Origin of the sequence: Streptomyces odontomachi, assembly GCF_024435355.1 — a bacterium.
Lineage (GTDB): Bacteria > Actinomycetota > Actinomycetes > Streptomycetales > Streptomycetaceae > Streptomyces > Streptomyces odontomachi.
The window spans coordinates 1-23,415 of record NZ_JAMJWG010000029.1; the positions used below are offsets into that span (position 1 = coordinate 1).

A 23,415-nucleotide genomic window follows, 5' to 3' on the forward strand; every position below is an offset into this window, starting at 1 on the left:
ACAGGAACGCCACCTTCGCCTCGCTCGCCGCCGTCCCCCGGGTCACGGCCGCCGAGGCCTGGCCCTGGGCCAGCGCGCCGAGGCCGGCGAGCAGGTCGTCGCGGCTGCCGTCGACCGTGCTGACCGCGGCGCGGTGCGGGAAGTGGGTGCGGGTGGTGGCGAGCGCCTGCCCGAGGTCGGCAGGGACGGTGTCGGGGCGCTCGGTCACGAAGTCCCGCAGCCGTGCGGCCTGGTCCCGCAGGGCCGCCTCGGTCTTGCCGGACAGCACCCAGGGCACCGTCGGCGTGCCGGCCTGCGCGTCGGCGGCCGGGGTCTCGGTGGCGGGACCGGAGGTGCCGTGCGGGGCGGCGGCGGGTGCCGCCTCCAGGATGACGTGCGCGTTGGTGCCGCTGACCGCGAACGAGGAGACGCCGGCGCGGCGCGGATGGCCGGTCTCCGGCCAGGCCCGTGCCTCGGAGAGCAGCCGGACGGCGCCCTCGTCCCAGTCGACGAACGGCGAGGGCTCCTCGCAGTGCAGCGACTTGGGCAGCCTGCCGTGCCGCATCGCCATGATCATCTTGATCATGCCGCCGGCGCCGGCCGCCGCGATGGTGTGGCCGATGTTGGACTTGATCGAGCCGAGCCACACCGGCTCGTCCATCGGCCGGTCCTGGCCGTAGGTGGCGAGCAGCGCCTGGGCCTCGATCGGGTCACCGAGCGACGTACCGGTGCCGTGTGCCTCGATCGCGTCGACGTCGGCGGTGGTGAGCCGTGCGTCGTCGAGCGCGGCCTGGATGACGCGCTGCTGGGACGGGCCGTTGGGGGCGGTGAGGCCGTTGCTGGCGCCGTCCTGGTTGACGGCGGTGCCGCGCACCAGGGCGAGGACGCGGTGGCCGTTGCGGCGGGCGTCGGAGAGGCGCTCCAGCACGAACGTGCCGGCGCCCTCACCCCAGGCCACGCCGTCGGCCTGCGCGGAGAACGACTTGCAGCGGCCGTCGGCCGCGAGCCCGCGCAGCCGGCTGAACTCCTGGAACATGCCGGGCGTCGAGTGCACCGTGGCGCCGCCGACCACCGCCAGCGGGGTCTCCCCCGAGCGCAGCGACTTCATGGCCAGGTGCAGCGCCACCAGCGACGACGAGCAGGCCGTGTCGACGCTGACCGCGGGGCCCTCGAAGCCGAGGGTGTAGGCGATCCGGCCGGAGGCGACGGAGGAGGAGGTGCCGGTGAGCAGGTAGCCCTCGATGTCCTCCGGGCCCTCGTGGCCGAGCAGCAGGTACTCGTTGGCGGAGATGCCGACGAACACGCCGGTGGTGGAGCCGCGCAGCGCCGTCGGGTCGAAGCCGGCGTTCTCCAGCGCCTCCCACGCGGTCTCCAGCAGCATCCGCTGCTGCGGGTCCATCGCCATGGCCTCGCGCGGGTTGATCCCGAAGAAGGCGGCGTCGAACGCGTCCGCGTCGTGCACGAAGCCGCCGCGGCGGCCGTAGGTCTTGCCGCGTGCGTCCGGGTCGGCGTCGTAGACGCCCTCGATGTCCCAGCCGCGGTTGACGGGGAAGTCGGAGGTGGCGTCGCGGCCCTCGTCGAGCAGCTGCCACAGCTCCTCGGGGCTGGTGACGCCGCCCGGGTAGCGGCAGGCCATGCCGACGATCGCGATCGGCTCGTCGAACGCGGTCTTCGCGCGTGCGGCCGGCCGGCCGGTGCGGGGCGCGGCCTCGGCCGGGACGTCCTCGAGGCGGGTGACCAGGAAGCCGGCGAGGGCGTTGGCCGTGGGGTAGTCGAAGAGTGCGGTGGCCGGGAGGCGCAGGCCGGTGGCGGAGTTGAGGCTGTTGCGCAGCTCGACGGCGGTGAGCGAGTCGAAGCCGAGGCTCTGGAAGGCCTGCTCGGGGTCGATGGCGCCCGGCGTGTCATGGCCGAGTGCCTGGGTGGCGTGGGTGCGCACCAGCTCCAGCAGGATCTGCCGCCGCTCGGTCTCGCTCTTGCCGGCGAGCTGCTGCCGCAGCTGTGACGTGCCCCCGCCGGAGGACCGCCGGGCGGTCCGCCGGGCCGGTGCGGCGCCCTGAGGTGCGGTGACGACCGCGGGGACCAGCGTCGGACGGTCCCGGTGGGCGGTGAGCGCGATGTCCAGCAGCTCCAGGGCCCGTTCGGGCTCCAGCGTCTTGACCCCGCTCTTGTTGATGCGGGCCTGCCGGTCGGTGTCGAGGCCGCCCGCCATGCCGCTGCCGGTGGCCCAGGGTCCCCAGGCGAGCGAGGTCGCGGGCAGCCCGAGGGCGTGCCGGTGGTGCGCGAGCGCGTCCAGGTAGGCGTTGGCCGCCGCGTAGTTGGCCTGGCCGGCGTTGCCGAGGGTGCCGGCGACGGACGAGAACAGCACGAACGCCGTCAGGTCGAGATCGCGGGTCAGCTCGTGCAGCTGCCAGGCGGCGTCGACCTTCGGGCGCAGCACGGCGTCCAGACGATCGGCGGTCAGCGACGGCAGCGTGGTGTCGTCCAGCACGCCGGCGGCGTGGATGACGGCGGTGAGCGGATGCTCGTCGGGGATCGCGGACAGCAGGGCACGCACCTGCTCCGGGTCCGTGCTGTCGCAGGTGCTGATGGTCACCTCGGCGCCGAGCGCGGTGAGGTCACCGTGCAGTTCGGCGGCGCCGGCCGCGGCCGGCCCGCGCCGGCTGACGAGGTGCATCCGGCGCACGCCGTGCCGGGTCACGAGGTGCCGGGCGACCAGCGCGGCCAGCGCACCGGTCCCACCGGTGATCAGGACGGTGCCCTCCGGGTCGAACGGCACCCCGTCCGCGTTGCCGGCGGCGTCCGTGACCGGCGTCAGCCGCGGCACCAGCACGCCGCCCGCCCGCACGGCCGTCTGCGGCTCACCGCAGCCGAGCGCCGTCACCAGCGCGGCCGCGTCCGGGCCCGCACCGGCGCCGGCACCGAGGTCGACGAGCAGCAGCCGCCCGGGCTCCTCGGCCTGGGCGGTGCGGACCAGGCCCCAGACGGGGGCGGCGGCCAGGTCGGTGACGGTGTCGCCGGTGCCGGTCGCGACGGCGCCGGCGGTGACGAACACCAGCCGGCTCGCGGCCAGCCGCTCCTCGGCCAGGAAGGCCTGGGCGCGGGCGAGGGCGTCCTGCGTGCGGGCCCGCACCACGGCGGGGTCGGCGGCGGTGCCGTCACCGGAGGTGGAGGCGGAAGCGGTGCCGTGCGCGGTGAGGACCACGTCCGGGACCGCGGCGCCGTCCGCCACCGCGGCGGTGAGCGCCGCCAGGTCCGGGTACGCCTGCCCGGTCAGGCCGCCGACGTCCAGCGCGGCGGCGAGCGGTGCCAGGTCGTCGCCCAGCAGCGCGTACGAGGTGACGGCCGCGGTCGCTGCGGCCTCGGGCAGCGGCGCCCAGGTCAGCTCGGACAGGTCCTGCCGCTTGGGCGTCGCGGCCAGCAGCGCCTCGGGGCTGACCTGGCGTGTCGTCAGGGCGTCGACGCTCAGCACGGGAGCGCCGGTGCCGTCCGCGAGGGTCACGGTGAGCGTGTCGGCGTCCACGATGCCGATGCGTACCCGCAGCCGGCCCGCGCCCGACGCGTGCAGCGCGACCCCGGCCCACGAGAACGGCACGCCCAGCTGGAACGCCGCCCGGTCGCCCCCGGCGAGGCGCAGCTTCTCCGCGAAGAACGACTGGATCGACGCGTCCAGCGCACCCGGGTGGATGCCGAACGCCCCGGCGTCCGCGTCCTCGGGGAGGGCGACCTCGGCGTAGATGGTGTCCCCGGCCAGCCAGGCCGCCTCCAGGCCCAGGAACAGCGGTCCGTAGCCGAAGCCGATGCGGGCCAGCCGCTCCTGGAGGTCGTCGACGTCGACGGGCGTGCCTTCGGCGGGCGGCCAGGCGGTGAGCGGTTCCGGCTCCGCCGGGCTGCCGGCCGCGATCAGGCCGCTGGCGTGCCGGGTCCACTCGGTGTCCTGCGGCGCGTCCTCGCGCCGGGAGTGCACGGTGAAGGTGCGACGCGCCGCGTCGTCCTGCGCGCCGACCGTGACGCGCAGCTGGAGCGCGCCCTGCTCGGGCACGGCGAGGAACACGTGGTGCGTCAACTCGTCGATGTGGCCGCCGCCGGTCTGGTCGGCGACGTGCAGCACCAGGTCCACGTAGGCGGTGCCGGGCACGATCACCGCGCCGCCGATGGCGTGCTCGGCCAGCCACGGGTGCGACGACAGCGCGATCCGGCCGGTGAAGACGTACCCCTCGCCGTCCGGGAGCTCGATCGCGGCGTCCAGCAGCGGGTGGTCGGTGGCGGACTGCCCGAGACCGCTCGGGCTGGTGATCACGCTGGACCGGATCCAGTAGCTGCGCCGCTGGAACGGGTAGGTGGGCAGGTCGACGCGCTCGGCCCCGGCGGCGCACGGCAGCAGCGCCGCCCAGTCGGGCGTGGCGCCGTGCGCGTACGCCGTGAGCACGGCCCGGGTGAGGGTGGCCGGCTCGGCGCGGTCCCGGCGCAGCAGCGGCACCAGCGCGGCCGGCTGCCCGCCGCCCTGCGCGTCCGCCTCGCGCAGCGACTCCGTGGCGAGCGCGGTGAGCACCGGGTGCGGGCCGAGTTCGAGGTAGGTGGTGGTGCGGTGGTTCCGGTGCAGGTAGGTGATGCCGTCGTGGAACCGCACCGCCTGGCGGATGTGGTCGGTCCAGTACCGCGGCGACGTCAACTGGGCCGCGGTGGCGGCGGTTCCGGTGACGTTGGAGACGACCGGAATGCGGGGCGCGTGGTAGGTGAGGCCTTCGGCGACCTTCTGGAACTCGGCCAGGACGGTGTCCATGTGGGCGGAGTGGAAGGCGTGGCTGACGGTGAGCCGGGTGGTCTTGCGGCCCTGGTCCTTCCAGTGCGCCGCCAGTTCGAGCGCCCGGTCCTCGTCGCCGGCGACGACGATGGCGTGGGGGCCGTTGATGGTGGCGATGCAGACGCGGTCGTCGTCGGTGAGGGTGGTGCGGACTTCGTCTTCGGTGGCCTGGATGGCGATCATGGCGCCGCCGGCCGGTGCGGCCTGCATCAGCCGTCCGCGGGCGGCGACGAGCGTGCAGGCGTCCTCCAGGGAGAGCACGCCCGCCAGGTGGGCGGCCGTCAACTCGCCGATGGAGTGGCCGATCAGGTGGTCCGGGCGTACGCCCCAGTGCGCCAGGAGCCGGAACAGGGCGACCTGGAGGGCGAACAGGCCCGTCTGCGTGTACTGGGTCTGGTCGAGCAGCGCGGCGTCGTCCGTGCCCTCGGCTGCGAACATGACCTGCTTCAGGGGCCGGTCGAGATGCGTGTCGAGGTGACCGCAGACCTCGTCCAGGGCCCGGGCGAAGACGGGGAAGGCCTCGTACAGCTCGCGTCCCATCCCGGGCCGCTGGCTGCCCTGCCCGGAGAACAGGAAAGCCGTCTTGCCGTCCTCCACGACCGTGCCGGGTACGACGGCCCTGCCCTGCTCGCCGCGGGCGAGCGCGTCGAGCCCGGCGAGGAACGCGTCACGGTCGCCGCCGGCCGGGGCCACGGCGGCGCGGTGCGCGAAGTGCGTGCGGGTGGTGGCCAGCGAGTGGCCGATCTCGCCGATGCCGAGATCGGGCCGCGCGGCGACGAACTCCCGCAGCCGGGCGGCCTGCGCCTTGAGTGCCTGCTCCGACTTGGCGGAGAGCACCCAGGGCACGGTGGGCAGCGCGGTCGCGGCCGTCGTCTCCGCGCCGTCCACGGCCTGCGAGGCGCCGCTCGCGTCGGTGGCGTCGGTGGCGTCGGTGGCGTCGCCATCCGAGGCCGCGGCGGCGTCCTCCTCGCCGGGGGCCGGCGGGGCTTCGAGGATGATGTGGGCGTTGGTGCCGCTGATGCCGAACGACGACACCGCAGCGCGCCGCGGGCGGTCGACCTCCGGCCACGGCCGGGCGTCGTCGAGCAGCCGGACGGCGCCCGCCTCCCAGTCGACGTGCGGCGTCGGCTCGTCGGCGTACAGGGACTTCGGCAGCAGGCCGTGCCCCATCGCCTGCACCATCTTGATCACACCGGCGACACCGGCGGCGGCCTGGGTGTGCCCGATGTTGGACTTCACCGAGCCGAGCCACAGCGGCTGCTCGGCGGGCCGGTCCTTGCCGTAGGTGGCGAGCAGCGCCTGCGCCTCGATCGGGTCGCCGAGGGTGGTGCCGGTGCCGTGCGCCTCGACCGCGTCGACGTCCGCCGTGGTGAGCTGGGCGTTGGTGAGGGCGGCCTGGATGACGCGCTGCTGGGACGGGCCGTTGGGCGCCGTCAGACCGTTGCTGGCGCCGTCCTGGTTGATCGCCGAACCGCGCACCAGCGCCAGCACCCGGTGGCCGTTGCGCCGCGCGTCCGAGAGCCGCTCCAGCACGAACATGCCGGCGCCCTCGCCCCAGCCGGTGCCGTCAGCGGTCGCCGCGAACGGCTTGCAGCGGCCGTCCCTGGCCAGCCCGCGCTGCCGGCTGAACTCCAGGAAGATGCCGGGGCTCGGCATGATGGTGGCACCGCCGGCCAGCGCCATCGTGCACTCGTCGTTGCGCAGCGCCTGGCAGGCCAGGTGCAGCGCGACCAGCGACGACGAGCACGCCGTGTCAACGGAGACGGCGGCGCCCTCCAGGCCGAGCACGTAGGCGGGGCGGCCGGAGGCGACGCTGGCGGCCATGCCGGTGAGCACGTAGCCGTCGGCGCCGGCGCTGCCCGGGTAGCGCATGGAGACGTACTCCGAACCGCCCACACCGGCGAAGACGCTGGTGGGGGTGGAACGCAGCTGTGACGGGTCGATCCCGGCCCGCTCGAACGCCTCCCACGCGGTCTCCAGCAGCAGCCGCTGCTGCGGGTCCATGGCCAGCGCCTCGCGCGGGCTGATCCCGAAGAACTCCGCGTCGAACTGGTCCACGTCGTGGACGAAGCCGCCCTCGCGCGCATACGTCTTGCCGGGCACGTCCGGGTCGGGGTCGTAGATGTCGTCGTCCCAACCGCGGTTGGTGGGGAAGCCGCTGATGGCGTCGCGGCCCTCGGCGACCAGCTCCCACAGCTCCTCGGGCGAGGTCACCCCGCCCGGGAAGCGGCAGGCCATCCCCACGATCGCGATCGGTTCCCGCTTCTTCGCCTCGATCTTCCGCAGCTGCCGGCGGGTCTGGTGCAGGTCAGCGCTGACGCGCTTGAGGTAATCGCGGAGCTTGTCCTCGTTCGCCATCCCCGGCCGGTCCCTTCCAGGAAGATCAGGTCACGAGGCATTGAGGAAGCTTCGTGACGTAGGTGAAGCAGGTGGTCAGAGTTCGTTGTCGATGAACGCGAAGAGGTCGTCGTCCGACGCGTCGTCGATCGTGGCCGAGAGGTCCGCCTCGTCGTCGTCCGCGCTGCCGGCCGGCTGGCCCGGCGCCGCGGTCAGTTCGTGGAGGAAGGACTTCAGGCGGGCGGCCAGCTCGGTGCGGGTGTCGTCGTCCGGCGGGGTGCCGAGCGCCGCGGCCTTGAGGCCGTCCAGCTGCGCCAGCAGCGCGGCACCGCCGGCGGCCGGCCCGGACTGGGCAGGATCGGGTGCCGCCGCGGCCAGCTCCGACTTCAGGAACTCGGCGACCGCGGCCGGCGTCGGCCGGTCGAAGACCAGGGTGCTGGGCAGCCGCAGCCCGACCGCGGCGCCGAGCCGGTTGCGCAGCTCCACCGACGTGAGCGAGTCGAAGCCGAGGTCCTTGAAGGCGTGCGTGCTGCCGATCGACGACGGCGAGGCATGCCCCAGCACCGTCCCCGCCTCGGTGCGCACCAGCTGCACCAGGGCGTCGGTCTGCTCGGCCGCCGGCAGCCCGGCGAGCCGCTGCGCCCACTCGGCGGACGCCGACGCCGCGTTGCCGCCGCCCCCGGCGGGCCCGACGACCCGGCGGACCCGGCCGGCCCTGACCAGCGCGCGCAGCATCGGCGGGACGTCCCCTGCGGTGCCCCGCAGCGACGCCGTGTCCAGCTTCACCGGCACCAGGCAGGCCCGGCTGCCGGCGAGCGCCGCGTCGAACAGCGCCAGCGCCTGCTCGGTGGGGAGCGCGGCCACGCTGCCGCGCGTCACCCGCGACAGGTCGGCGCCGCTCAGGTGCCCCGTCATACCGCTGGCCTCGGCCCACAGGCCCCACGCCAGCGAGGTCGCGGGCCGGCCCTCGGCGCGCCGGCGGTGCGCGAGCGCGTCCAGGAAGGTGTTGGCGGCGGCGTAGTTGGCCTGGCCCGGGTTGCCCAGGGTGCCCGCCACCGACGAGAACAGCACGAACTCGGCGAGGTCCGCGTCCCGGGTCAGCTCGTGCAGGTGCCAGGCCGCGTCGACCTTGGGCCGCAGCACCGTGTCGAACCGCTCGGGCGTCAGCGCGCCCACCGTCGCGTCGTCGATGACGCCCGCCGCGTGCACCACCGCGGTCAGCGGGTGCTTCGCCGGCACGGCGGCCAGCAGTGTGGCCAGCGCCGTACGGTCGGCGGCGTCGCAGGCCGCGACGGTGACCTCGGCGCCCAGCGCGGTCAGCTCGCCGGTGAGCGCCGTGGCCGCCGGGCTGTCCGGGCCCGAGCGGCTGGTCAGCAGCAGGTGCCGGACGCCGTGCTCGGTCACCAGACGGCGGGCGATCAGGCCGCCGAGGGTGCCGGTGCCGCCGGTGATCAGGGCGGTGCCGTCCGGGTCGAGCGGCGCCGGCACGGTGAGCACCACCTTGCCGACGTTACGGGCCTGGCTCAGGTAGCGGAACGCCTCCGGGGCGCGGCGGACGTCCCAGGTGGTGATCGGCAGCGGCCGCAGCACCCCCTGCTCGAACAGCTCCACCAGCGTGGCCAGCATCTCCTGGATCCGGTCCGGGCCGGCGTCCTGAAGGTCGAACGCCTGGTAGGCCACGCCCGGGTGCTCGGCCGCGACGGTGCCGGGCTGGCGGATGTCGGTCTTGCCCATCTCCAGGAAGTGGCCGCCGCGCGGCAGCAGCCGCAGGCCGGCGTCCACGAACTCGTTCGCCAGCGAGTCCAGCACCACGTCCATGCCGGCACCACCGGTCACCTCGGCGAACTTCGCCTCGAAGTCCAGGGTGCGGGAGTTGGCGATGTGGTCGTCGGCGTAGCCCTGGGCACGCAGCACCGGCCACTTGCCGGAGCTCGAGGTACCGAAGACCTCCACGCCCCAGTGCCGGGCGAGCTGGGTCGCCGCCATGCCGACGCCGCCCGCCGCCGCGTGCACCAGCAGCCGCTGGTCCCGCTTCAGCCCGGCCAGGTCGGTGAGGCCGTAGAACGCGGTCAGGAACACCACGGACACCGACGCGGCCGCCGCGAAGCTCCAGCCCGCCGGCATCCGGTGCAGCAGCCGGTGGTCGGTGACCGCCACCGGGCCCATCGCCCCGGCGAACAGACCCATCACCCGGTCGCCCACCGCGACGCCGGAGACCCCGGGGCCCGTCTCCAGGACCACACCGGCGCCCTCGCCGCCCAGCGCCTCCTGACCCGGATACATGTCCAGGCCGATCATCACATCGCGGAAGTTGAGGCCGGCGGCGCGCATGCCGACCCGGACCTGTCCCGGCTCCAGCGGCGCCACCGCGTCCGGACAGGCCAGCAGCGCGAGATTGTCCAGCGCACCCTTCTCGGGCATGTCCACCCGCCAGGCGGCCGGCCGCCCGGCCACCTCCGCGGCGTCCGCCGGCACCACGAGCGCCGTGTCGGCGCCCGCCCGGACCAGCCGCGGCGCCAGCAACACCCCGTCGCGCACCGCGAGCTGCGGCTCACCCGCCGCGCCCCCGGCCGCCCCGGTGGCCACCGCCACGGCCGTCGCCAGCCGCTCCACGGAGGACTCGAGACGGTCCACGTCGACCACGCAGAACCGGTCCGGGTTCTCCAACTGCGCCACCCGCAGCAGCCCCCACACCGGGGCGCCCGCCAGGTCCCGCACATCCTCGCCACCCTGCGCCACGACCGCGCCCCGGGTCACCACGACCAGACGCGACCCGGCGCACCGCTCCTCGGCCAGCCACTCCTTGACCAGCGCCAGCATCCGGTGCGCGGCGTCGTGCGCGCCCTCGGCGGCGCTCCCCGAGCCGTCCACGCCGGCCTCCGTGCCGGCCTCCGCTACCGCGTCCCAGGGCGCGAGCACCGTGTCCGGCACCGCCTGCGCCGCGTCCGCGGTCAGCGCCTGAAGGTCCGCGTACGCGCCGACCTGCGCCCCGGCCGCCGTCAACGCCGCCACGAGCGCCGGATGGTCCCCGAGCACCGCCAGCGACCCGGCCGCGACCTCCTCGGGCGCGGCCACCTCGCTCCAGTCGACGTGGTACAGGTCCTGCTGCCCGGCGTGCGCCGCGACGGCGAGCTGCTCGGCCCGGATCGGCCGCAGCTCCAGCGAGGCGACCGAGGCCACCGGCGCACCCAGGTGGTCCGCGATGTCGATGGCCACCGACCCGTGCGCGGTGGGCGCCAGGCGCACCCGCAGCCGGGTCGCGCCGGTGGCGTGCAGCGAGACACCCGCCCAGGCGAACGGGATACGCACCCCGCCCACCCCGGCGTCGTCCAGCCCCAGCGGGTGCAGCGCGGCGTCCAGCAGCGCCGGATGCAGCGCGAACCGGGCCGCGTCACCCGCGTCCGCCCCCTCCGGCAGCGCCACCTCGGCCCACAGCGCCCCGGCACCGTCCCGCCATGCCGCGCTCAAGCCCTGGAAGACCGGCCCGTAGGCGAGCCCGTTGGCGGCCAGCTGCTCGCGTACCGCGTCGACGGCGACCGGTTCGGCGCCCGCGGGCGGCCACACGGTCAGCTCGACCGGTGAGGCCGATTCGGACTCAGTCTCGCCCGGCGCGACCACACCACTGGCGTGACTCGTCCACTCGGCGTCCTGCGGCGCGTCCTCGGGCCGGGCGTGAACGGCGACGGTGCGCCGGCCCGCGTCGTCCGCCGCGCCGACCGTGACCCGCAGCCGCACCGCGCCCTCGTCCGGCACCACCAGCGGCGCCTCCAGCATGAGGTCCACGATCCGGTCACAGCCGACCCGGTCGGCGGCGTGCAGCAGCAGGTCCACGTACCCCGTGCCCGGCAGGATCACCGTGCCGTGCACCACGTGGTCGGCCAGCCACGGGTGGGTGCGCCGCGAGACGCGCCCGGTGAACAGGTGCCCCTCGTCGTCGGGCAGTTCGATGCCGGCGGCGAGCAGCGGATGGTCGTCCGGCACCTGCCCGAGCCCGCTCGCGTCCGCGGGCGCGCCCGGCGCGTCGAGCCAGTAGGCGGTGCGCTGGAAGGCGTACGTCGGCAGCTCGGCCAACTCGACCGGGTCCAGCGGAGCCCGATCGGCACCGTCCGCAGCGTCCGCCGCGCCCAGGAACGCGTCCCAGTCCGGCACCACACCGTGCGCGTACGCCGACAGCACCGCCTTCACCAGCGTCGCCGCCTCGGGCCGGTCCCGCCGCAACGCCGGAATCAACGCCGCAGCCGCGGCCCCGGACTCCTCGTCCCGCAGCGAGTCCGCGGCGACCGCCGTCAGCACCGCGTGCGGGCCGATCTCCAGGTAGGTGCCGATCTGGTGGTGCTGGTGGAGGTGGGTGATGCCGTCGTGGAAGCGGACGGCGTTGCGGATGTGGTCGGTCCAGTACTGGGGGGAGGTGAGTTGTTCGGCGGTTGCCGTGGTTCCGGTGACGTTCGAGACGACGGGGATGCGGGGGGCGTGGTAGGTGAGGCCTTCGGCGATCTGCTGGAACTCGGCCAGGACGGTGTCCATGTGGGCGGAGTGGAAGGCGTGGCTGACGGTGAGGCGGGTGGTTTTGCGGCCCTGGGCGCGCCAGTGGTCGGCGAGTTCCAGGGCCTGGTCCTCGTCGCCGGCGATGACGACGGCCTGTGGGCCGTTGATGGTGGCGATGGTGACGCGGTCGTCGTCGGTGAGGGTGGTGCGGACTTCGTCTTCGGTGGCCTGGATGGCGATCATGGCGCCGCCGGCCGGTGCGGCCTGCATGAGCCGTCCGCGGGCGGCGACGAGCGTGCAGGCGTCTTCCAGGGAGAGCACGCCGGCCAGGTGGGCGGCGGTCAGCTCGCCGATGGAGTGGCCGATGAGGTGGTCGGGTTGTACGCCCCAGTGTTCCAGGAGCCGGTGCAGGGCGATTTGGAGGGCGAAGAGGCTGGTCTGGGTGTACTGGGTCTGGTCGAGCAGTTCGGCCTCGGGGGTTCCCTTGGCGGCGAACATCAGCTCCTTCAGGGGCCGGTCGAGGTGGGCGTCGAGGAGCGCGCAGACCTCGTCCAGGGCGCGGGCGAAGACGGGGAACGTCTCGTACAGTTCCCGTCCCATCCCGGGCCGCTGGCTGCCCTGCCCGGAGAGCAGGAACGCCGTCTTGCGCTCGTCTCCGGCCGCCTCCCCCTGGACCAGGGCCCGGTGCGGAAGGCCGTCGGCGAGGGCGTCGAGGGCGGCCAGGTAGGTCTGCCGGTCGGTGTCGGCGGGGGCCACGGCGGCGCGGCGGGCGAAGTGGGTGCGGGTGGTGGCGAGGGCCCGGCCGAGGTCGGCGACGTCGAGTTCGGGGCGGGCGGTGATGAAGTCCCGCAGCCGGGCGGCCTGGGCTTGGAGGGCCTGCTCGGTCTTGGCGGACACCACCCAGGGGGTGACGGGGGCGGGGCTGGCCACGGTGGGCGCGTGCTGCGCCGTCTCGTCGCCGGCCGTCCCGTCCGGCTGCGCGGAGGCGGAGCCGTTCTGCCCGGTCGGCTCGCCCTCGGTCGCCGCCTCGGCGGTGGGAGCGGGCGCGGCCTCCAGGATGACGTGGGCGTTGGTGCCGCTGATGCCGAACGAGGAGACGGCGGCGCGGCGCGGCCGGTCGGCCGACGGCCACTCGGTCGGCTCCGTGAGCAGCCGCACGGTGCCGCTCGCCCAGTCGACGTGCGGGGAGGCCTGCTCGGCGTGGAGCGTCTTGGGTAGCACGCCGTGCCGGATCGCCTGGACCATCTTGATGATGCCGGCGACCCCGGCGGCGGCCTGGGTGTGGCCGACGTTGGACTTGATGGAGCCGAGCCACAGGGGGCGGTCGGCGGGGCGGTCCTTGCCGTAGGTGGCGAGCAGTGCCTGGGCCTCGATGGGGTCGCCGAGGGTGGTGCCGGTGCCGTGTGCCTCGACGGCGTCGACGTCGCCGGCGGTGAGGCGGGCGTTCTCCAGGGCGGCGGTGATGACGCGTTCCTGGGAGGGGCCGTTGGGCGCGGACAGCTGGCTGCTGGCGCCGTCCTGGTTGATCGCCGAGCCGCGCACCACCGCCAGGATCGGGTGGCCGTGCCGCTGCGCGTCCGACAGGCGCTCCACCAGCAGCATGCCGACGCCCTCACCGAGCGCGGTGCCGTCGGCGTCCGCGGAGAAGGGCTTGCAGCGGCCGTCCGGGGCCAGGCCGTGCTGCCGGCTGAACTCGATCAGGCTGGTGGGCGAGGACATCACGGTCACGCCGCCGGCCAGCGCCATGTCGCACTCGCCGCTGCGCAGCGCCTGGCAGGCCAGGTGCAGCGCCACCAGCGACGACGAGCAGGCGGTGTCCACGCTGATCGCCGGACCCTCCAGACCGAGGGTGTAGGCGACCCGTCCGGAGACCACGCTGTAGGAGCTGCCGGTGGCCAGGTAGGCCTCGAAGTCCTCGGGGGAGCGGCCGGTGAACCGGGCGCCGTAGTCGCCGTACATGACGCCGGTGAACACGCCCGCCTTGGTGCCGCGCAGGGTGGCCGGCGGGATGCCGGCCCGCTCCAGGGCCTCCCAGGCGGTCTCCAGCAGCAGCCGCTGCTGCGGGTCCATGGCGAGCGCCTCGCGCGGGCTGACCCCGAAGAACTCGGCGTCGAACTCGGCGGCGTCGTGCAGGAACCCGCTCTCGCGGATGTAGATCTTGCCGGGGGTGTCCGGGTCCGGGTCGTAGACCTCGTCCCAGCCACGGCCCTCCGGCAGCGGGGAGATCGCGTCGGTGCCGTCGCTGACGAGCCGCCACAGCTCCTCCGGCGTGCCGGCCCCGCCCGGGTAGCGGCAGCTCATCGCCACGATGGCGATCGGCTCGCGACCTGCGGACTGGGCTTCCAGGAGGCGCTGGCGGGTCTGGTGCAGCTCGGCGGCGACCCGCCGGAGATAGCCGCGGAGCCGGTCAGAGTTCGTCTCGGTCGTCTCGTTCGTCGTCATCTGACGCTCGTCCTTCAAGCGGTCCGGAAGCTCGCGGAACCCCGAGCCTCTTCGCGACGGCGCCATCGGTCGAGATTCACATGTCCTGGCGTCCCATCGGGTGACGTCGCATCGCTTCCGCCCCCGTCCGTGATGCCCGAGCTTTTAGGTGGTGCCGGCCAGCCAACCGGCATACGGCCTTATCCATACTGGGAAAGACCTCTTAAGTGGCTCTAGACCGCAGCTTGCGCGGTCGGCCGGGCGGTGCCGTCCGGCGTGCCCGGGCGGCCGCCCGTTTCGCCCCGCCGCCGGTCTGACGGACCGTACGCTGCACGGACGACGCCGTTCCACGGCATGGACGACGCCGTTCCGGTGGGCGGTCGCGCCGCTTTAGAACTGCCCCGCGCCTCGCTTTAGCCGCTCTTGGTGTCCTGGGCGCCGCACCGGTACCCGCGGCTGCCGGCCGTCCGTCGGCGCCGTTTTCGTACAGCGAGCGTAGGCAATCCCTGGAGCACTGATGCGCGTACTGATGATTCCGGCTGCCGCGGCCGGACACTTCTTCCCGATGGTGCCGCTGGCCTGGGCGCTGCGGACGGCCGGTCACGAGGTGTGCATCGGAGCGCAGCCGGCCATCAGCGACGTGGTCCTGCGGACCGGCCTCAACACGGTCGTGGTGGGGGAGTCGTACGACCTGATGGGGTCGATCGCCGAAGCCGACCGGGAGGTCAGGGCGAAGCTGGGGAAGTCACCGGCGACCTTCGCCGAGCTGGCCGCCATCGACCCGGCGGTACGCAAGTGGCACGGCGAGCTGCGCACCGCCCCGCATGCGCACGCCGCCGCCGCGATGTCCGACCAGCTGGTCGAGTTCGCCCGCGCCTGGCGCCCCGACGTCGTCGTCAGCGACCCGATCACGCTGGTCGCGCCCCTGGTCGCCGAGCTGGCCGGGGCGGTGCTGATCCACCACCAGTGGGGTCCTGCGGAGCCGTCGCTGGACAAGTTCGCCGGGTACGGCGCCCCCGTCGAGCGCTGGCATCCGGTGCTGCGCGCGCTGTACGACCGCTTCGGGGTCGAGGCGCGCACCGACTACAGCCCCTTCAGCCTCGCCTCCTGCCCGCCCAGCCTCCAGACGGCCCACCCCGAGAACCGTCACACCTCCCGGTACGTGCCCCACAACGGCTCCGGCGCGCTGGCCGCGTGGACCGGCGCACGGCCCGAGCGGCCCCGGGTGTGCGTGTCCTGGTCGACCTCCAAGGCGCTGAACCGGGACGGTGCAGGACACCCGGTCACGGCGATCGCGCGAGCGCTGACGCGTCTTGACGTGGAGCTGGTCGTCACCGTCACCGCCGACGACCGTGCCGCGGTCGAGGTGCCGGACGGGGTGCGCCTGGTGTCGGAGATGCCGTTGCAGGCGGTCCTGCCGAGCTGCACGGCATCCGTCAACACCGGCGGCGCCGGGAGCATCCTGACCGTGCTCGCCGCGCACGGCCTGCCCCAGGTGGTCGTGCCGCAGGGTCCCGGGCACGCGTTCAACGCCGAACGGGTCGCGGCCGTGGGCGCCGGGATCGGCCTCGGCTTCCACCCGGACGACGTGGCGGAGCCCGCCCACCTCGACGAGCTCACCGAAGCCGTGTCCGTCGTGCTCACCGAGGAGCGTTACACGAAGGCCGCCGAGGACGTGCACCAGGAGAACCTGGCACAGCCGGCGCTCGCCGAAGCGGTGCGCCGCCTGGAAGCGCTGGCCTGAAACGGGAGCCGGTATCCGCGCACCGGCGGATCGATTTCCGTACGCGGCCGGCCTGCTCCTCAGGCCGGGGGTCCGGGGGTTGTCCCCCGGAAAGATGCAGTCGGCGGACCGGTATGAAAGCCTTCACAGGAATCACGCGGAATCTTCAGCACCGGTCTCATCCGCGAACAGCCCCTCACAATTCGACTTTGGCAGCACCTTGTTCCGGCTTCAGCCGGCGGTGCTGTGCTGTATCTACAACGGATGGGAAGACCACAGTGCCCGCAGGAGCATCCGCCGATGCCTGGAGACGCGAAAGCGGCGTGAACCCGATGTCACCACTCGCCACCTCGGTGGCCGGCCAGAACGGTGCCGACGCGGCCGCTGTCGCCTTCGACGCCTGGTGGGCGCAGCGGCACAAGGCCAACAAGTTCGAAGTGACTCCCATTCCGTTCGCAACGCTCGACGACTGGAAATTCGACCCGGCCAGCGGAAATCTCGGGCATATCAGCGGACGATTCTTCACCATCGAGGGCATCCAGGTCGCAGCGGAAAGCCCGCACGGGGTATTCGACTGGCGCCAGCCGATCATCCACCAGCCCGAGATCGGCATTCTCGGCATTCTGGCCAAACGGTTCGACGGTGTCCTGCACTTCCTGATGCAGGCCAAAATGGAACCGGGCAACATCAACACCCTCCAGGTCTCGCCCACCATCCAGGCCACCCGCAGCAACTACACCCGGGTGCACCGCGGCCGTAACACCCGCTACCTGGAGTTCTTCCGCGGCCCGCAGCGCGGCAGGGTGATCGTCGACGTCCTCCAGTCCGAGCAGGGCTCCTGGTTCTGGCGCAAGCACAACCGGAACATCGTCGTCGAGGTCGACTGCGACGTGCCCGAGCACGAGGACTTCATCTGGCTGACACCCCACCAGATCGGGCAGCTGCTGCGCGTCGACAACCTGGTGAACATGGATGCGCGCACGGTGCTGTCCTGCATCCCGGCGCTGTCGTACCTGGGCGTCGACGAGGACGCGGCCGACACCGTCGACGACCCGTTCACGGCCGCGCTGCTGCGCTCCCACCGCGCCCCGGCGCAGGATGACCACGCCACCGGACCGGCGCACGCGCTGCACACCAGGACCGAGCTGCTCAGCTGGTTCACCGAGATGAAGACCCGCCACGAGTGGCGCACCCGACTCATACCGCTGAACCAGGTCGACAGCTGGTCGTGTACCGACGACGAGATCGTCAGCAAGGACGGGCGCGGCACCTTCCGGATCATCGGAGCCCGGGTCGCCGCGGCCAACCGCGAGGTCTCCAGCTGGACCCAGCCTCTGCTCGCCCCCTGCGAGCAGGGGCTCGCGGCGTTCCTGGCGCGCCCCATCAACGGCGTGCTGCACCTGCTGGTCAAGGCCCAGCCCGAGCCCGGCCTGCTGGACACCGTGGAGCTGACGCCCACCGTCCAGATGCCGGCCGCCGAGTTCGGCGGAGCCCCGGTGCCGTTCCTCGACGAGGTCACCAAGGCCGACCCGGCACGGGTCAGGTTCGACTCGGTGCTCTCGGAGGAGGGCGGGCGCTTCCACCACGCCGAGACCCGCTACCAGATCATCGAGGCCCCGCAGGACTTCCCGGTGGAGGTGCCCGAGGCCTTCTGCTGGATGACGGTCGGCCAGCTCACCGAACTGCTGCGGCACGGCCACTACCTGAACGTCGAGGCTCGCAGCCTGCTCGCCTGCCTCCACAGTCTCCGGTGAACGGAAGAGAGAACACCATGGCCCCACAAGCGACCGGCACCCCGCTGCGCATCGGCGTACTGGGCTGCGGCGACATCGCCTGGCGGCACACCCTGCCCGCCATGGTCCGGGTGCCGGACGTCGCACCGGCCGCCGTCGCCAGCCGCGACCTCGCCAAGGCCGAACGCTTCGCCGCCGAGTACGGCGGCGTACCCGTCGAGGGCTACGAGAACCTGCTCGCACGCGCGGACGTGGACGCCGTCTACATCGCCCTGCCCGCCGGGCTGCACCACGAGTGGGCGCTGCGCGCCCTCAAGGCCGGCAAGCACGTCCTGGTGGAGAAGCCCGTGACGACCACGCTCGCGGAGGCCGAGGACCTGGTGGCCACCGCCGAGAAGTGCGGCCGTTGGCTCATGGACGGCTTCATGTTCCTGCACCACTCCCAGCACGCCGCGGTGCGCGCCCTGCTCGACGAGGGCGCGATCGGCGAGCCACGGATGTTCTCGTGCGCCTTCGGCATCCCGCCCAGGCCGGCGGGCGACGTGCGCTACCAGGCCGACCTGGGCGGCGGCGCGCTGCTCGACGTCGGCGTCTACACGGTGCGCGCCGCCCAGCTGTTCCTGGGCGACGACCTGAGCGTGGTCGGCTCCATGCTGCAACGCGACGAGGAACGCGGCATCGACCTCGGCGGCAACGCGCTGCTCTGCTCCGGCGACGGCGTCCCCGCCGAGCTCTCCTTCAGCTTCCGGTCCGGGTACCGCTCGATGTACGCGATCTGGGGCAGCAAAGGCCGCCTCAGCCTGCACCGGGCGTTCACGCCGCCCGCCACGCTGCGGCCGATGGTGCGGGTCACGCGGCAGAGCGGCACCGAGGAGATCAGCCTGGCGGCGGACGACCAGTTCGGGAACATGCTGCGCGCCTTCGCCCGAGCCGCTCGCGGCGAGACGGAGTTCGGCCCGTACCGCGACACCGTGCTGCACCACATGGGGCTGATCGACGAGATCAGGAGCCGGGCGCGGTGGGTCTGAGGCCGGCACCGGTGAAGGGGAGCCCGGGGAGCGACGCAGCACTGTCCGGTGTGAAGAAGCGCAAAGGAAACCAGCTATGAAGGTTCTGTTCGTTCCGTGGGGGCTGGCCACCCACTACTTCCACATGGTGCCGCTGGCCTGGGCCATGCGGGCAGCCGGACACGACGTGCGGATCGCCAGCCAGCCGCCCTGCGCCGACGCCGTCAAGAGCACCGGCATGCTCCATGTGACCCTCGCCGAGGACCATGACTTCAACGCGGAGTTCGTGGCCCTCGCGGAGCGGCTGCGCGGCGCCCACAAGAAGCTCGACGAGAACGAGCTGAAGCTGAAGGTGACCGACGAGGACCGGGCCGCACTGCGCAAGATCCGCTTCGTGCCGTTCGTGAACTCCGCCATCCACATGGCCGACGACCTCGTGCGGTGCGCCGAGGAGTGGCGCCCCGACCTGATCGTGGCCGACCCGATCGTGCTCGCCGCCCCGCTCGCCGCCGAGACGATCGGCGTCCCCATGGTGCACTACATGTGGGGGCCCGCACTGTCCCGCCAGATCGGCCTGCCGACCAACGGCGTCCCGGTCGACGAGTGGAGCGAGGACCTGGTCGCCCTCTACGAGCGCCACGGGGTCAAGCCACGGCCCGAGTACCAGGTCGGCACCGTCGACACCTGCACGGCCGACCTCCAGATCCCGTCGGTCACGGACCGCATCCCGATGCGCTACGTGCCCTACAACGGTCCCGGTGAGGTGCCCGGCTGGCTCGCCGAGCGGCCCAAGCGGCCCCGTGTCTGCGTCACCTGGGGCACCACCACCACCGAGATGGCCGGAGACGGCAACTTCGCGATTCCGACCATCCTCAAGGGCCTGGCGGAACTCGACGTGGAGGTCGTGCTCGCGGTCGGAGCCGCCGAGCGTGAGCGGCTGACCGACCTGCCCGACTTCGCCCGCGTCGTCACGGGCATGCCGCTGAACCTGCTGCTGCCCACCTGCGACGGGCTCATCCACCAGGGCGGCTCCGGCACCCTGCTCACGGCGGCGGCGCTCGGCGTGCCGCAGACGATCGTCGTCACCATGCCCTACCAGCAGCTGAACGCCAAGCAGCTGGCCAACGTCGGCTGCGGCATCCAGCTGTTCTCCCGGGACATCGTGGAGGACCGGATCGCCTCGGCCGTCTCCAGCATCCTCTACGACGATGCCATCCGGGCCTCGTCGCAGCGGCTGCGCGAGGAGATCGGCGCCCAGCCGACGCCGGCCGAGACGGTCGGCACACTCGAGAAACTGATCTAGGGGGGATCGTGAAGGCTCTCGTGTTGTCGGGCGGGGCGGGAACGCGACTGCGTCCGCTCAGCCACAGCACACCCAAGCAACTGGTGCCGGTCGCCGGCCGGCCCGTCCTCTTCCACGCTCTGGCCGAGCTGCGCTCCCTGGGCGTGCGGGAGGTCGGCGTCATCATCAGCGAGGGGACGCACGGCCAGCAGATCCGCATGGCGGTGGGGGACGGGTCGCAGTTCGGCCTGGAGGTCACCTACCTGCCCCAGGACGCACCGCGCGGCCTGGCGCACTGCGTCATCATCGCCCGGGAGTTCCTCGCCGACGACGACTTCGTGATGTACCTCGGCGACAACATCTTCGCCGGTGGCCTCGCCGAGCCGCTCCAGGCGTTCCGGGCCGACCAGCCGGCCGCGCAGCTCGTCGTCACCAAGGTCGGCGACCCGTCCGCGTACGGCGTCGTCGAGGTGGCCTCCGACGGCCATGTGACGGGCCTCCAGGAGAAGCCGAAGGAGCCGCGCAGCGATCTCGCCGTGACCGGCGCCTACTTCTTCACGCCCGCCATCCACGAGGCGGTGCGGGCCATCGAGCCCAGCGCACGCGGCGAGCTGGAGATCACCGACGCCATCCAGTGGCTGGTGACCGGCGGGCAGGACGTGCGGGCCCGGCAGTTCGCCGGGTACTGGGCCGACACCGGCACCCTCGAATCCGTGCTCACCTGCAACCGGGTCCTGCTCGACGACCTCACCGGGGACGTGCGCGGCAGCGTCGACGAGGCGAGCGAGCTGTCCGGACCCGTCGTCGTCGAAGAGGGCGCGCGGGTGGTCCGCTCCCGGATCACCGGGCCGGTGATCATCGGGGCGGGCACCGTCGTCGAGGACAGCCGGGTGGGCCGCTTCACCTCGATCGGCAACGGCTGCCGGCTGCACGACGCCGGAGTCGAGGACTCCATCCTGCTCGACCAGGCATCCGTGCACGGTGTCGGCACCCTGCACGGCTCCATCATCGGAAAGGCCGGGGACGTCCGCCGGCGTGAAGACGGTTCGGCGACGCACCGATTGCTCGTCGGCGACGACTCCAGAATCGATGTGCCAGCATGAAGAAGATCTTCGTCACCGGCGGTGCCGGTTTCATCGGATCGCATTTCGTCCGCAGCGTCCTGGCGGACCGCTATCCCGACCTGGCCGGCGCGCACGTCACCGTCCTGGACAAGCTGACCTACGCGGGCAACCTGGCCAACCTGCCTCTGGAGAACCCGCGGCTGTCCTTCGTGCACGGCGACATCTGCGACGCCCGCCTGATGGCGTCTCTGGTGCCCGGGCACGAGATCGTGGTGCACTTCGCCGCCGAGTCGCACGTCGACCGGTCGCTGATGAACGCCCAGCAGTTCGTCATGACCAACGTGCTGGGCACCCAGACCGTGCTGGAGGCCTGCCGGCTCGCCAAGGTCGAGCGGATCGTGCACATCTCCACCGACGAGGTCTACGGCTCCATCACCGAGGGCTCCTGGACCGAGCAGTCCCCGCTGGAGCCCAACTCGCCGTACGCCTCCTCCAAGGCGTCCTCCGACCTGATCGCCCGTTCGTACTGGCGCACCCATGGCCTGAACCTGTCGATCACCCGGTGCTCCAACAACTACGGCCCGTACCAGGACCGTGAAAAGGTCATCCCGCTCTTCATCACCAACCTGCTCGACGGCAGGGACGTACCCCTGTACGGAGACGGCCACCATGTCCGGGAATGGCTGCATGTCGACGACCACTGCCGGGCCATCCAACTGGTCCTGGCTGACGGCAAGCCAGGGGGTATATATAACATCGGCGGCGGCGTCGAGCTTGCCAACCGTGACCTGACCAAGCGGTTGCTCGAACTGTGCGGTGCCGACTGGTCCCGGGTCAGTCATGTCCCGGACAGGAAGGCGCACGACGAGCGATACTCCGTGGACACGACCAAGATCCGCGAGGAGCTGGGCTTCGCCCCACAAGTCCCCTTCCAGCAAGGGCTGGCCGACGTGGTGGCGTGGTACGACGACCACCGGACGTGGTGGGAACCCCAGCGCCGTCGTGCGGAACTGACCGGGAGCCGGTGAACCGGCCCCCCTTTCGGACAACATAAGGACTAACCAGTGGCAGCAGCGCAGGCCGCACCTGCAAGTGCACCCGCACAGGGCGCCCAGGCCAACACGCGTGTAGGTCTCCCCCCAGCGGTCATGAAACTCGTGGGTGTCATTCTGCTAGGCACGGTCCTCGTGCAGCTGGATGCCACGATGACCAACATCGCGCTGAACACCTTGAAGGACACCTTCAAGATTCAGCTGTCGACCCTCCAGTGGTTCGGCACCGGCTACATGCTGGCGATGGCCTGCGTCATCCCGGCCACCGGCTGGGTGATGGTGCGATTCGGAGCCCGGAACGTCTGGATGGGCTGTACCGCCCTGTTCCTGGTGGGCTCGGCCCTCTGCGGCATGGCGTGGTCGGCGCAGAGCCTGATCGCGTTCCGCGTGATACAGGGCCTGGCCGGCGGCATGGTCCTCCCGCTGGGCACCGCGATCCTCGCCCAGGCCGCCGGTCGGGAGAACCTCGGCCGTGTCATGAGCCTGATCGGCATCCCGGCGGCCATCGGCCCGGTGCTCGGGCCGATCCTCGGTGGCCTGATCATCGACGGTCCCGGCTGGCGCTGGATCTTCTACGTCAACGTGCCGATCTGCGTGCTCGCCATCGCCTTCGCCCGCAAGATGCCCAACCAGAAGATCCCGATCCGCAAGAAGCTCGACTGGTTCGGCATGCTGCTGCTCTCGCCCGCGTGCGGCGTGATCGTCTACGGCTTCTCCGACGCGGGCAGCAAGGCCTCCTTCACCGCCGAGCGCCCGCTGCTGATGATCGGCGTCGGCCTCCTGCTGGTCGTCGCCTTCACCGTGTACGCCCTGAAGAAGCGCAAGGGCGAGCCGATCATCGACCTGCGGCTGCTGAAGGTCCGCTCCTTCGCCGCCTCGTCGCTGGTGCTGTTCCTCGCCAGCATCGCGCTGTTCGGAGCGATGGCGGTACTGCCCATGTACTTCCAGCAGGTGCGTGGCTACGACCCGCTCAAGGCGGGTCTGCTGCTCTTCCCGCTGGGCGCCGGCATGGGCCTGTCGCTGCGCTTCACGCCCAAGCTCATCCGCCGCTTCCTGCCGCGCTCGATCATGCAGGCCGGGCTGGTGCTGACCGCCATCGGCATCGTCGTCTACACCCAGCTCACCCCGGGCACCAATCAGATCCTGCTGAGCGGGGCACTGGTCGTGAACGGCCTCGGCATCGGCGCCGTCATCGTGCCGGCGATGACGGCCGCGCTACGGGACATGCCGCCCGCTTCGATCCCCGGCGCGACCGCCGAGAACCGGGTGTTCATGCAGCTCGGCAGCTCGTTCGGGTCCGCGGTGCTGCTGGTCGTGCTGCAAACCCGCTTCAAGAAGATCCCCGACATCATGAAGGCGACGAAGGGCAAGGCCGACGTCCACGACCTGATCGCCGACGCCTTCGCGAACAGTTTCTACTGGGTCATGGGCTTCGCCGTGGCCGCGATGATCGCCAGCGTGCTGATGCCGGGCCGCAAGAGCGGCAGGCACGCCCGTCCGCGCCGCTGGTCCTGATCGCCCCCGCCGCGCC

Annotated in this window: 9 protein-coding genes; 7 read left to right on the plus strand and 2 right to left on the minus strand. The window is 72.7% G+C overall.

Annotation, left to right across the window (positions count from 1 at the left end):
* Nucleotides 1-7,138 (minus strand): type I polyketide synthase (locus NQO67_RS44035; RefSeq protein WP_305126778.1); only part of this gene is annotated, 7,138 nt, incomplete at its 3' end.
* A gap of 75 nt (nt 7,139-7,213) precedes the next feature.
* Nucleotides 7,214-14,044: a type I polyketide synthase gene (locus tag NQO67_RS44040; protein ID WP_305126779.1), complete on the minus strand. Its 6,831-nt coding sequence runs from the start codon at nt 14,042-14,044 to the stop codon at nt 7,214-7,216.
* Between the two features lie 496 nt (nt 14,045-14,540).
* On the opposite strand from NQO67_RS44040, the gene NQO67_RS38145 reads away from it, so the two are divergent.
* The 7 genes from NQO67_RS38145 to NQO67_RS38175 all read left to right on the plus strand — a co-directional run bounded on the left by NQO67_RS38145 (nt 14,541) and on the right by NQO67_RS38175 (nt 23,399).
* Nucleotides 14,541-15,767, plus strand: a complete 1,227-nt coding sequence (locus tag NQO67_RS38145; protein ID WP_255955075.1) for a nucleotide disphospho-sugar-binding domain-containing protein — start codon at nt 14,541-14,543, stop codon at nt 15,765-15,767.
* Between the two features lie 311 nt (nt 15,768-16,078).
* A complete protein-coding gene (locus NQO67_RS38150; RefSeq protein WP_255955076.1) occupies nt 16,079-17,500 on the plus strand; it encodes an NDP-hexose 2,3-dehydratase family protein in 1,422 nt (473 codons plus the stop codon).
* A gap of 17 nt (nt 17,501-17,517) precedes the next feature.
* Nucleotides 17,518-18,507: a Gfo/Idh/MocA family protein gene (locus NQO67_RS38155; protein ID WP_255955077.1), complete on the plus strand. Its 990-nt coding sequence runs from the start codon at nt 17,518-17,520 to the stop codon at nt 18,505-18,507.
* Nucleotides 18,508-18,583: 76 nt separating this feature from the next.
* Complete coding sequence (locus tag NQO67_RS38160) at nt 18,584-19,789, plus strand: nucleotide disphospho-sugar-binding domain-containing protein (RefSeq protein WP_255955078.1); 1,206 nt, start codon at nt 18,584-18,586, stop codon at nt 19,787-19,789.
* Between the two features lie 8 nt (nt 19,790-19,797).
* On the plus strand, nt 19,798-20,871 hold the full coding sequence (locus tag NQO67_RS38165) for a glucose-1-phosphate thymidylyltransferase (protein WP_255955079.1): 1,074 nt from the start codon (nt 19,798-19,800) through the stop codon (nt 20,869-20,871).
* Complete coding sequence (gene rfbB / locus NQO67_RS38170) at nt 20,868-21,860, plus strand: dTDP-glucose 4,6-dehydratase (protein WP_255955080.1); 993 nt, start codon at nt 20,868-20,870, stop codon at nt 21,858-21,860. The genes NQO67_RS38165 and rfbB overlap by 4 nt, the downstream gene beginning before the upstream one ends.
* Nucleotides 21,861-21,980: 120 nt before the next feature.
* Nucleotides 21,981-23,399 (plus strand): MDR family MFS transporter, encoded by a 1,419-nt coding sequence (locus NQO67_RS38175; RefSeq protein WP_255955081.1) that lies wholly within the window; start codon nt 21,981-21,983, stop codon nt 23,397-23,399.
* The last annotated feature ends 16 nt before the right edge of the window (nt 23,400-23,415 follow it).